We start from the raw sequence: 11,259 nt of genomic DNA, 5'->3' as shown, positions 1-11,259 counted from the left end.
GCAATCAGAACGCCACCGGAAACTGCAACGGCACCCGATAACTGTCAAATTGCAGCTGCAACGGCGGACGTAACGGCTGCGCCGGTGTGATGGTCCAGCTGAAATCGGTGCCCGCCAGCACATAACTGAATAAGCCACTGCCGGCTGACCACAAGAGGGTATCGCCACTGCGCAGCTGTACCTGCGACAACCTTAGATGCACCGGCGCCCGGTTCTGCAGACGCAAACGCAAAGTGCCATCCGGAGCCTGCTGCAGGCTAAGTTCCACCTTATCCCGCCAGTACTGCTGATACGCCTGAGTGTCGGCCGGCACTGGTACCTGGGCCGGCCGGCTGACAAACAACGGCAGTGAATAGCGCATCCTGATATGCACCTGAGAGCCGGTTTTATTGTCGACCGCGGTCACATCATCGATCAGCACACGTAAGCTTTGTTCCTGTGGTTGTGGTGGCGCTTTATCTGCAGCCAGATAGACCAGCCGGACCAGCTGCCGCTGATGGGGGGCGATAGTGACAAAAGGCGGGCTGACCAACAACGCAGACTGATCCGTCAGTTGCTCTTTGTTGTGCTGCAGTTGCCAAGCTTTGACACGGATCTGCAGCTGTTGCTCAGCATCACTCTGATTATCCAGATAAATCGCCACAGCTTTCTGGCCTGCCGGCAACTCGGCAATCAAAGGCCAGATCGTCAGCCCCTGGGCCTGAGCCTGCCAGCTCAGCACAATAACGGCGCAACAACCCCAATAGCGGCTTGTCATCAGGGCTTACCAGCTGATGGTGACTGTCAGCGTATCGGAATACTGGCCGGCAGCAGCAACGGTCTGCGCCGGCAGCATAGCGTGCAAATCAAATTGTTGGGCTTCTCCGGTGGCAACGGCACCGTGACCGGAACTGTCATCCCAGATCTGTAAGCGTTGCGGGTCCTGATACAACTGATAGCTCAGGGTTGCCCCCTGCATCGGTTCCTTCAGCTGCCGTGTCGCGACCGAACTGCCGTGCAACCCTTTGTTGATCAGGATGCGGAAATTCACCCCAAGATTGCAGCGCAGCAGGATACTGCCGGCACTGACCTGGCTGCTGACCTGCACCGGCTGCGGTAACTGACTGAAGCTGCCAAAATTCAGCGTGCCGAAATTGCCACCGGCGGCAGCGCCACTGAGCTGGCAGCTTTCCGCCAGCTGCACTGTCAGCTCGGTCGGACTTTGCACGGTTAATTGCTGTGCCGGCGCCATAGTGCTGCACAGCAGTAAAATCACCGGGACGGGGTTGCTCGCTGGATATTGCATGCTTCGCTCCTTGCGTTGCTGACGGTGGGTATTGCAAGCGCCAGTATGCCGCTACCAGACCAGCGTCACCTGGATAGTGTCGCTGTAGTTACCGGCAGGCGGTGTCGTGGTCGCGTTAATCCGGCCATACACCAGATGGAACTGACTGGCGCCGGTCCCACTGGTCGTCAGCTCGTTGGCTGTACCGGCATCGCCCCAGAGCTGGGTCCGGGCGTTGTCGCGATACAATTGGTAGGGAATATAATTGTTATTGCCGTCGGTCATGCGCCGGCTGCCGCCACTGGCATGCTGGCCATCGTTTAAGCCAATCTGATAACTGAGCCCACTTGAACAGGTCAGCTGGAAACCAACCCCGGTGCTGCCACCGCCTTGTGCATCAGTATTTTGTGACAAATTGGCATGCTGGCCAAAATCAACCGAGCCAAAATCATTAAAACCACCAGACGTCACCAGATTGCCAACAGCACAGCCATCTACAACGGTGGCAGTGACAGTCATAGACCCGGTAATTTGATCAGCCTGTGTGCCTGCAATGCTAAGCAGGCAGAGCAGTGGCAATACGGTTGAAAATGAGGAAAGGAAGGAATAACGACGTGACAGTTTCATCAGTATGCTCCTTGCAAGTACCGCCTGACGGTAATTTAGCTGTCAACTGCATACATCTGACCCGTTCCTATATATAGCACACCAGCAAAAATTTACCTGTCACAGGTAAATTTTTAGCCACTTTTTGCTGCGATGTGATTGTTATGTCACCAGCACCAGCTTCAGTTGGCTCTGCAGATCCAAATATCCGGACACACAGCCCCTAGTGTTTTAGCAACCGGATGCCATAAATACCACCAGCGACAGAGCCGGGTTTGGCGACAAACTTCAGCTGATGGCGGCCGTTTTGGCTTTGTTGTAACACGGCCTGCGGGACGGCGTAATCGACGCTGTAAATACCGGCCTCAGCCTGCGGTTGTAGCGTCACTTCCGCCAACAACTGGCCGTTCAGTAACACGGAAAACTGCCGGTCGGCGTCGCCACTGAAATACTCCAGTCGCAGCACTGTGGCTTGCTGACGGGCATCGCTCAGCTGATAACTGAACCAGCTGCCGCTGTCGCGCCAGTGCCGGCCATTGTTGTTGCCACTTTGACTGGCCTCGCCCTGATACTGATGCTCCACTTCCGGTTGTTGCTGGCCCGGCGGGATCTGGTCCAGCGTGCGGGCCGCCAACAAGGCCTCCGCCTCAGCCCGTGCTGTTGCCGCTTTGACAAACGCCGGATAGGCCGGTGCGGCAACTTGCTGCAGATAAATCTGATACCGCTGGTCGTGCACGCGGAAAAATGGCACCAGCTGTGCCACTGGCTGTTGCTGCCAGATTTGTGGCCGCGCCGCCTGAAGACCAGGTGCGGCAAAAGCTAATGGCCCGGGCAGCCGCTGCAGACTCTGTAAAAAGGCCTGCGGCTCGCCAACCAGCAGCGGCGCTGCACCTTCCGGGCACAAAGCGCCGGCGGCGATATGCCCCATCCGGCTGTCGTCGGCGACAAACTTCAGCTGCTCGCCTTTTAATGGCGGCAGAGGCTGCGCCAGCGCCACCGGGCCATATAACACGGCATAATTCGAGGCAGCAGCCTTGCGCTCGTCCGCTCGCTGCCCCGGTAACTGCTCAAGCCGCAGCTGCGGGTCCAGGCTGAAACTCAGCACATCACCGGCCTGCAGCGCCAATGCTGCGCTGACATAACCGGGCCTGATGTCCTGGGTTTGCACCGCCTGACCGTTTAATAACAGCTGCAGCGGCGCCCCCTGCCAGGCTGGCCGGCGAATGCTGATGCGCTGCAGTTTGCCGGTAACCGGCGCCTGCAACACAGTCAGCCGAACGCTGTTGTCATCGGGGAATGCTGTCGCCAACGCCAGCTGCAGCCCTTGCTCCGGCCAGTGCAGCGTTGATGGGATAAACAGATTCAGCAGCAATTCCGCTCCGGCATGGGCGTAAATCAACTCGTTATATTTGCTGTGATTTTCCAGCCCGGAGCCGACACAACACCACATCGACTGGTCATGCGCCGAATACATCCGGTAATGCCCGGGCCGCAGCGGCGTGAAATACACCAGACCGCCATGCTGCGGGTGTTGCGACGACAAAATATGGTTGTAGCTGGCGCGCTCATAAAAATTTAAATAGCGGGTGTCACCACTTTGCAGGTACAGCAGCTTCGCCAGCTTTAACATATTGTAGGTATTACAGGTTTCTGGCCCTTCGACGTCTTCCAGCATGGGGCGGAAATCGTCCGCCTGATGGAAATGCTCGCGCACGCTGTTGCCGCCAATGACCACTGAGCGGCGCTCGGTCACGGTCTGATAAAAAAACTGCGCCGCCTGCTGCCAGTCTGGCAAACCGGCACTGGCCCCGACCCGCCAAAAACCAATCACTTTGGGAATTTGCGTGTTGGCATGCAGACCGCTGAGTTTGTCTTGCTGCTGCAACAGTGGCGTTAGCAGACTTTGCTGCGAATAACGTTTTGCCAGCTGTAAATATGCAGGGTCGCCGCTGATCGCCGCCAAATCGGTTAAAGATTCATTGAGGCCACCATGTTCGCTGACCAATAGCTGCTGGATTTGCGCCTCACTGAGCCCGGCATTAACCTGTAAAAACCACTGCCCCAAATTCAGCAGCAGCGTTTTGGCCTGCGGTTTGTGCGTCAGCAGCCAGACATCGGTTAAGCCGGCGAAGCTTTTATGCAGGTTATACAACGGCACCCAGCGCTGATTCAGGCTGAACAATTCACTGTTAATCTGGCCGGCGCGTATTTGTTGCCACAGCTGACGGCCGCCCGGAATACCACCGAGATAACCGGCATCCGGCCCATTGCCATATGCCTGCTGTACTTTGCTCAGGCGTTGCAGCAGTTCGTCCAGCCGGGAATTGAGTGCCTGGTCGCCGGTTGCGGCCACCGCCAGCGCCAAAGCCGACAGGTAGTGACCACCAATATGACCGTCTAAGCCACTGCTTTCCCAGTTGCCATAGGCCGGCGCTCGCGGGTTTAAACCGGCTTCGCGCTCAAAAGGCGCCAGCAGCCGGTTGCTGTCAAAATCCCGCAGGTATTGCAGATTGGTCTGCTGCGCCTGATAAAAAGGCCCGGCAGTTAAGCGCACCTGCGTCAGTGCAAAGGGCTGCACTGCAGTAGTTTCAGCTGCGACAGTCAAAGACCACGCGCTGCCCAAAAGTAGCGCGGCACAGAATTTTATCAGGCGCATCTTAGTTCCTGCTGGACACAAAAAAGCTGACTTATGGCTGTCCTGGTTTCCCAAAGAGCGGCATGCCGTTTTTATCCCATTGGATAGTTTTCACAAAGGTATGCCGGTCCGGATTCCACAGCGGATCGCCTTCAATTTCAGTGTATTGCCGGCAGTGGTACACCAGCACGTCGGTGCCATCGGCAGTAGTGGTAAAGCTGTTATGGCCGGGGCCAAACATCTTCACGCTGGCGTCAGTCTGAAACACCGGTTGCTGTGATTTCTGCCAGCTGGCCGGGTCCAGCACATCGGTATTTTCATCGGCCCACAGCAGCCCCATGCAATAGTTTTCGTCGGTGGCACTGGCGGAATAGCTGATAAAAATTTTGCTGTGGCCTTTGAGCACAGCCGGGCCTTCGTTGACCCAAAACCCACGAATTTCCCAGTCCAGCTCAGGTTTAGTCAGCAGTACAGGTTCGCCTTTGATCGCAACCGGCGAAGCCATTTCGGCGATATACAAATTCGAGTTGCCGGTGATGCCGGGGCCCTTTTGTGCCCACAGATAATAGAGTTTGCCCTGATGGTAAAAAGTGGTGGCATCCAGGCAAAAAGTATCGATGCCAGTGTCGATTTGACCAATAAATTGCCAGTCGGCGGTCAGGGCATTGTCGCCGGTGCCTTGAATCACATACATGCGATGCTGAAACAAATTGTCTTTAATGGCCCGGCTTGGCGCTGCGGCAAAATAGACATACCAGGCGCCTTGATGAAAATGAATTTCCGGCGCCCAAATCAGCTCAGAATATGGTCCTTCCGACGGTTTACGCCACACCATCACAGCCTCAGCGCTGGCCAAATCCTCCAGCTGCCGGGCACGGCGCAGCTCAATGCCATCATAGGCCGGCACTGAGGCGGTGAAGTAATAAAAACCATCGGTATGCCGGTAAATAAAAGGGTCGGCACGTTGCGGGATTAACGGCACGTTGCTGTTCATCGGGGAGAAATCAGGCATGAGTCGGAGTTCCTTTTGCTACTGCGGTAGAAGAAGCAGTGACGGCTTGCGGCGCCACAGGCGTCACTTGTAATTCGGCTAAGATCTGGCGGTAAGCGGCGTCGGTAATGTGGTAGCGCTGCATCAACACACCGACCGCATAATGAAAGGCGCCAGGGATTAACGTCAGCATCAGCGCGATACCGGTCAGCGCCAGCTCACTTTGCGCCACATCCGGCTGATAGCCAAAACCAGCCAATAACCAACCAACTACTGCGCCAGCCACACCCATACCGGCTTTCTGACAAAACGAAATACCGCCAAACGACAATCCGGCCACACGTTGCCCGGTTTTGTGTTCACCATAATCAACCGCTTCGGCAATGGCTGACCAAAACACCGGCGCATGTAAATCGACGACAAAAGAAATCAGGAAAAACAGCACAAAAGCCAGCACCACATCACCAGGGCCAACGAAGGCAAACATCAGCACACTTAAAGCACCCACTGCCATCTGGCTGTATTTAAACAGTTTGACCTTGCAATACACTTTGGTGATCCAGGTCGACGCCACCATCGACAAAATCGCTGCGCCGACGCCGGTGGATAAAAACAACGACTGCATCGTCGTGTCGCCGCCGAGATAATATTTGGCGTAATACAAAGCGACTGAGCCACGCACCACATACCCGACGGTGCCAAGCACACAGACGCCACACAGCACCAGCCACTGGTCATTTTTCAGCAACAAAGCAAACTGCTGGCGCAGCGGTTGTTTGTCGACCTGATGCTCCAGCCGCTCTGTCGTAGTGAAAAAACAAAACAGGAAAAATATCACCGCCAGCATCGCCATCAGGCCCATTGCCGCCTGATAACCGGCCGCTTTGTCGCCTTGCCAATAGTCAGCACCGGCCAGAATCGGCACTATGATGGTGACCAGGAAAGCGGCGATTTTGGCGAAAAACAACCGGTAACCATTGGCTGACAACCGCTCTTTCGGGTCGTCGGTTAACACACCAATCAGCGAAATGTAAGGAATAGTCACGGCAGTAAACATCAGCGTGACAAAAATATAAGTGCTGTAAGCCCACACCAGTTTGGCGTTGTAATCGAGGTCCGGCGTGCTGAAAGTTAAAAATACTGAGATGCCAAAAGGCACCGCAAATACCAGTAAATACGGCCGGTAGCGGCCCCAACGGCTGTTGAATTTGTCGGTGATCATGCCCATCAGCGGGTCGGTGATGGCATCGAGTACCCGCACCACCAATAACATCAGCGCCATATCGGCAGGCTGCATACCGTACACGTCGGTATAAAAGAAAGTGATGATCAGCATCATCGCCGAGATCACCACATTGACCGCCATGTCGCCGGCGCCGAAGCCAATTTTTTCCAGCTGCGATAATTTATATCCGCTCATCACGCCGTTCTCCCCTGTCTGACGGGCGCTGCTGTTGGCAAGCAACCCGGGTTACTGCAGTTGGCAGATCTGGCTGCCTTATCATTGTTCGCTCAAGATAATATTGTAGGATAATTGCTGCAACCACTAAGTCGATCCGCCGGCTAAAAAAAGCCCCGCTTGGGCGGGGCTCAAACCAGGAACGTCTTACAGATCACACAGGTCTACAGCTACTTCCAATCCAGTTACATCGAATAACGCACACCCAACGCAAAGGTGCGGCTATACAACGCAGTGCCGAAGTTATTGGTGGTGGCATTGCTGCCGTAATAACTCTGGTACAGCTCGTTGGTCAGGTTGGTGCCGTCCAACGTCACTTCGAAATTGTCATTGAGACGATAACTCAGCTGGAAGTCCATGCTGGCTTCGGCCCGACGGCGCATTTCCAGCGGGTTGGCAAACAGGGCCGCTTCATAGTTGGCGAGGAAATCATCGCGCCATGAATAGGACAGCCGCATACCTAATTTGTCTTTGTCATAGGCCAGCACCACGCTGTACGACGAATCCGACACGCCAAAGACATCAGTGTCTTTGTAACCGGTGATCTCACCGGCCGAGTTGGTATCCGGTGTGGTCTGCGACGAAGACAGGCGGGTATAGCTGGCCTGTACGCCAAAACCATCCAGCAGCTGCGGCAGATTCTCCGGGAACCAGACCAGGCCCAGTTCAGCACCTGAAAGTTCACCGTTTGACGCGTTATACGGCTGGGTCAGAATAAACTTGTACGGCGTTGGGTCTGTCGCCGACTTGTCATGCGTCACAGCACGGCGGAAACCAACAACAAAACCTTCGACATCACGGCGGAACAGCGTGCCGTATAACGAGCTGGATTTGGCGAAATACCATTCCAGTGACAAGTCATAGTTTTTCGACTCAGTTGGTTTCAGGTCCGGGTTACCGCCACCGGCCGTGCCGTAGCCAATACCAGTCACGTCTTCGTTATAGATAATCAGCGGGTTTAAATCGCCAAACGACGGATAACGCAACGTTTCGGTGTAAGCAAAACGCGCCTGTAAATCGTCAGTCAGTTCATAACGAGCGGTCAGACTTGGTAATACTGCACGGGTTTTGCTGTCACCGGCAGTGACAGGTTGTGGCACACCTGGTGCGGTTTCCTGATAGAACATCGAGTCGGTATCAATACCGGTGTAACGGAAACCGACTTCACCATCCAGCGTGCGGCCGGCCAGTTCAGTTTCGTATTTCCCCTGCAAATACACCGACAAGGTGGTTGAATCGATATCAAAAGAGCGGTTCATGCCCACTTTGGTCATGCCGTAAATCGCCCGGTATTTATCCGCGTTGCCACGGATCTCATGGCCGTTAGCCACAGTCCAGCTGCTTGGCACATTGGCTTCACCATCCATAAAACCACTGTTGGTGTACGCCAGACCTTCAAGCGTAGCAACACTGACACCACCGCCACAGCAACGATCCTGCCGGCTGAACGCAGTCTCTGCGCCGCGTTTGTCGTAGCGCACACCGGTATCGATGCGGGTAAAGAAACCGCTGCGGCTATAAGTCAAATCAGAAGTGAAAGTCACAGCATCACCCTGATCGCTGTTGGCATTGTCATACATGCCATCAATCAGGTAAGACGCCGGATTGACCATATCGGCTTCGTTTAACGCCGCAGTCGCCGGGTCATCTTCAAAGTTAAAACCTGGCACGCCGCCGTGTTCGTTGAAGTCGACATTGAGCTTGTAAGTGGCACCAGGCCGGATAAAGCGCATCGCGAAGAAATCGCTGTCGTATTGGCTGTCCTGATAAACAATTTCAGATTTCAACGCCAGATCTTCATTCAGCTGCCAGCTGCCGCCCAAGGCATAGAGATAGCTGTCGGTTTTACCGGTCGATAAATCACCGCTGGTAAAGACCCACGGATGCAGCACAGAGCGCGATTTCACAATATTGGTGCCTGGATGCAGCACCACGTTACCAGCTGCCGCTGCCTGTGTTGGCGTCATGCCGGCATAATCGCCCCACCAGTCGGCGAAGGAGAAAAATAAGCTGTTAAAACCCTCGTTGCGATAACCGTTATAGAAAGTCTCAAACACATATTCTGAGTTTTCATCCGGGGCAAACTGCAATGACAGGTTGGCGGCCGGACGTTCGCGTTCACCGTTGTAATCACTCTGGAAAATCGCATCACGGCCCAGCATATAAGGCGTGGCTTTGCCATTGATGTTAAAAGTTGAACCTGCGGCTGAAGGTAAACCTTCCAATAAACCGGCTTGCCAGATTGGGTCTTCGCTGACGCCACCACGATTTGGCCACACGCGCTCAAACGGCGTGAATGGTGCTGTGGTGCTTTCGGTCATAAAAGGCACCATGGCACCTGCCGTGACGCTTTGGTCGCGGTAACGCAAGCGGGAATAGGATAAGTTGACCAAAGCACCAACCTGACCGGCGCTGGTCGCCCATTGATTCGATGCTAAAGCACTGATAGTCGGGTTAGTTTCTTCATTTTGTTCGGTATAAATACCGCGGCCGGCGACGATAAATTTTGAGCCTTCAAAATCAAAGGGGCGCTGGGTTTTCACGTCAATCTGACCGGCAATACCACTTTCAATCTGGCTGGCAGAACGGGTTTTATAGACGTCGACCTGTTTTAATAAACTGGCCGGAATGTCCTGTAACGCCACAGCTGTGCCGGCGGCGGTGAAAATATTGCGGCCATTGACTGTAGTGGTGATGTCACTTAAACCACGGATAGAGACGCCGGACACTTCGCCGGAACCACGATTGGTGACCTGCACGCCGGTCACGCGCTGCAGCGACTCGACGACGTTATTATCCGGAAATTTACCGATATCTTCGGCGACAATGACATCGACAATCTGCTCTTCTAAACGTTTGACGCCTAAAGCTTTATTCAGACTGCTACGGATGCCTTTGACCTGAATCACTTCAATATCTTCAGCGCTGGCTTTTTGGTCTTTGGTATTCGCGGTTTCCTGTGCCTGTACTGCCTGGCCAAAAAGCACCAAAAGTATTGCACTGGACAAGTGGCTTCGCTTGAACATGGGTCGTCTTCTCCCGTCGTGTTGTGTATGTGCCGCTCAAGTCCTGTACTGCGCGAACTTTTTCCGGCTTATTGTTTTGTCCATTTGCAACTTTCACAGCACAGATATCACTGCAAAAGCTACACTGTCAACTTATTGTAGTTTTATAATACTATTGTATGATTATTTAACTGTCAACAAGAGTTCCTGCTTCATTACACTTTTATTTATTGATTTAAATCATAAACTTATGCGTAATCAGCCGAAAAGAACCGCCTTAGCGGATCCCTTCGCTGCTCATGATCACGCGTTTCAGTGTGCCGTCGGTGTTGTAATACAAGGGGTCTATCGCCACCGAGCGGCGAAAACGCCCGCCGCTCTGCCGGCCGTCAAGCGGTGGTACGGCACCGTTGTGATAGATAAAGTAGGATTTGCCCTGAAATTCGATAATCGACTGATGGTTGGTTTCTGAATTGCCGGCAATTTCATTCAGGATGCCCTGATATTGCCAGGGGCCGTGAATACTGCGGCTGCTGGCATAACAGATCTTTTCCGGAAAACCGCAGGCATAAGACAAATAATAAGTATCGCCTTTACTGTGTACCCAGGCAGCTTCAGTAAAGTCTTTTAAATCAATGGTTTTTATCTCACCGTCCAGTTCCGTCATATTGGCTTTCAGCTTGACGTACTTGGGCACCACATTGCCAAAAAACAGATAAGCCTGGCCGTCTTTGTCGATAAACACGGCAGGATCTATGTCGTCCCAGTCGTTTTTGGTCTGGGTGGTCATGTCGTTGGTGACCAGCGCTTTACCGATGGCGTCTTTAAAAGGCCCCAGCGGGCTGTCGGCTACTGCGACACCAATAGCAAAACCCGGTTTGTCGTCTTTATGCCGCACTGTGGTGTAAAAATAGAACTTGCCGTTGCGTGCAATCGCATGTGCCGCCCAGGCATCGCCTTTGGCCCATTTGAAGTCAGTCGCTTTGAGCACAGCCCCATGCCGCTGCCAGGTTTTCATATCTTTGGAGCTGAATAACAGCCAGTCATGCATGACAAAAAAACCATTGTTATCAGGTGCTTCGTCGTGCCCGGTATAAAGATATACAGTATCACCATGCACCAGAGCGGCCGGATCTGCGGTCAGCACATCGTCAAACAGCGGATTTTTCGCCAGCGCCGGTACTGTCCATAACGCAGCAGCACAGCAAACTGCCAACGCCTTTTTGCTCAATTTACCCATCTTTACTCCTTCAAAGCGTCTGACCATCAGGGCTGCCATGACTGCGGCAGCCTGACGGT

The 11,259-nt window shown here is 53.9% G+C and carries 8 protein-coding genes; all 8 read right to left on the bottom strand.

The features are described from left to right. Positions 1-4: 4 nt before the first annotated feature. On the bottom strand, positions 5-757 hold the full coding sequence (locus tag ABNT34_RS17070; RefSeq protein ID WP_348733783.1) for a fimbria/pilus periplasmic chaperone: 753 nt from the start codon (positions 755-757) through the stop codon (positions 5-7). Between the two features lie 6 nt (positions 758-763). Beyond that, a complete protein-coding gene (locus ABNT34_RS17065; RefSeq protein WP_348733781.1) occupies positions 764-1,285 on the bottom strand; it encodes a spore coat U domain-containing protein in 522 nt (173 codons plus the stop codon). 51 nt (positions 1,286-1,336) lie between these two features. Then, a complete protein-coding gene (locus tag ABNT34_RS17060) occupies positions 1,337-1,891 on the bottom strand; it encodes a spore coat U domain-containing protein (RefSeq protein ID WP_348733779.1) in 555 nt (184 codons plus the stop codon). Positions 1,892-2,093: 202 nt separating this feature from the next. Beyond that, on the bottom strand, positions 2,094-4,526 hold the full coding sequence (locus ABNT34_RS17055; protein ID WP_348733777.1) for a beta-L-arabinofuranosidase domain-containing protein: 2,433 nt from the start codon (positions 4,524-4,526) through the stop codon (positions 2,094-2,096). 31 nt (positions 4,527-4,557) lie between these two features. Next, a complete protein-coding gene (locus ABNT34_RS17050) occupies positions 4,558-5,517 on the bottom strand; it encodes a family 43 glycosylhydrolase (protein ID WP_348733775.1) in 960 nt (319 codons plus the stop codon). Further along, on the bottom strand, positions 5,510-6,916 hold the full coding sequence (locus ABNT34_RS17045; RefSeq protein WP_348733773.1) for an MFS transporter: 1,407 nt from the start codon (positions 6,914-6,916) through the stop codon (positions 5,510-5,512). The genes ABNT34_RS17050 and ABNT34_RS17045 overlap by 8 nt, the downstream gene beginning before the upstream one ends. A 224-nt stretch (positions 6,917-7,140) precedes the next feature. Beyond that, entirely contained in the window at positions 7,141-9,981 is a 2,841-nt protein-coding gene (locus ABNT34_RS17040) for a TonB-dependent receptor (protein ID WP_348733771.1), read from the bottom strand. A 256-nt stretch (positions 9,982-10,237) separates the two neighbouring features. Beyond that, the gene (locus tag ABNT34_RS17035; RefSeq protein WP_348733769.1) at positions 10,238-11,200 is read right to left on the bottom strand and encodes a glycoside hydrolase family 43 protein; all 963 of its coding nucleotides are present in this window, start codon (positions 11,198-11,200) and stop codon (positions 10,238-10,240) included. Between the last annotated feature and the right edge of the window lie 59 nt (positions 11,201-11,259).

The organism is Rheinheimera texasensis (assembly GCF_964031785.1).
GTDB lineage: Bacteria > Pseudomonadota > Gammaproteobacteria > Enterobacterales > Alteromonadaceae > Pararheinheimera > Pararheinheimera texasensis_A.
This window is presented reverse-complemented; position numbering and strand designations above follow the sequence as displayed.

Bases quoted from the DNA above. Each gene is read 5' to 3' on its own strand.
- ABNT34_RS17070 (WP_348733783.1), bottom strand. From the start codon at position 757: ATGACAAGCCGCTATTGGGGTTGTTGCGCCGTTATTGTGCTGAGCTGG.
- ABNT34_RS17065 (WP_348733781.1), bottom strand. From the start codon at position 1,285: ATGCAATATCCAGCGAGCAACCCCGTCCCGGTGATTTTACTGCTGTGC.
- ABNT34_RS17060 (WP_348733779.1), bottom strand. From the start codon at position 1,891: ATGAAACTGTCACGTCGTTATTCCTTCCTTTCCTCATTTTCAACCGTA.
- ABNT34_RS17055 (WP_348733777.1), bottom strand. From the start codon at position 4,526: ATGCGCCTGATAAAATTCTGTGCCGCGCTACTTTTGGGCAGCGCGTGG.
- ABNT34_RS17050 (WP_348733775.1), bottom strand. From the start codon at position 5,517: ATGCCTGATTTCTCCCCGATGAACAGCAACGTGCCGTTAATCCCGCAA.
- ABNT34_RS17045 (WP_348733773.1), bottom strand. From the start codon at position 6,916: ATGAGCGGATATAAATTATCGCAGCTGGAAAAAATTGGCTTCGGCGCC.
- ABNT34_RS17040 (WP_348733771.1), bottom strand. From the start codon at position 9,981: ATGTTCAAGCGAAGCCACTTGTCCAGTGCAATACTTTTGGTGCTTTTT.
- ABNT34_RS17035 (WP_348733769.1), bottom strand. From the start codon at position 11,200: ATGGGTAAATTGAGCAAAAAGGCGTTGGCAGTTTGCTGTGCTGCTGCG.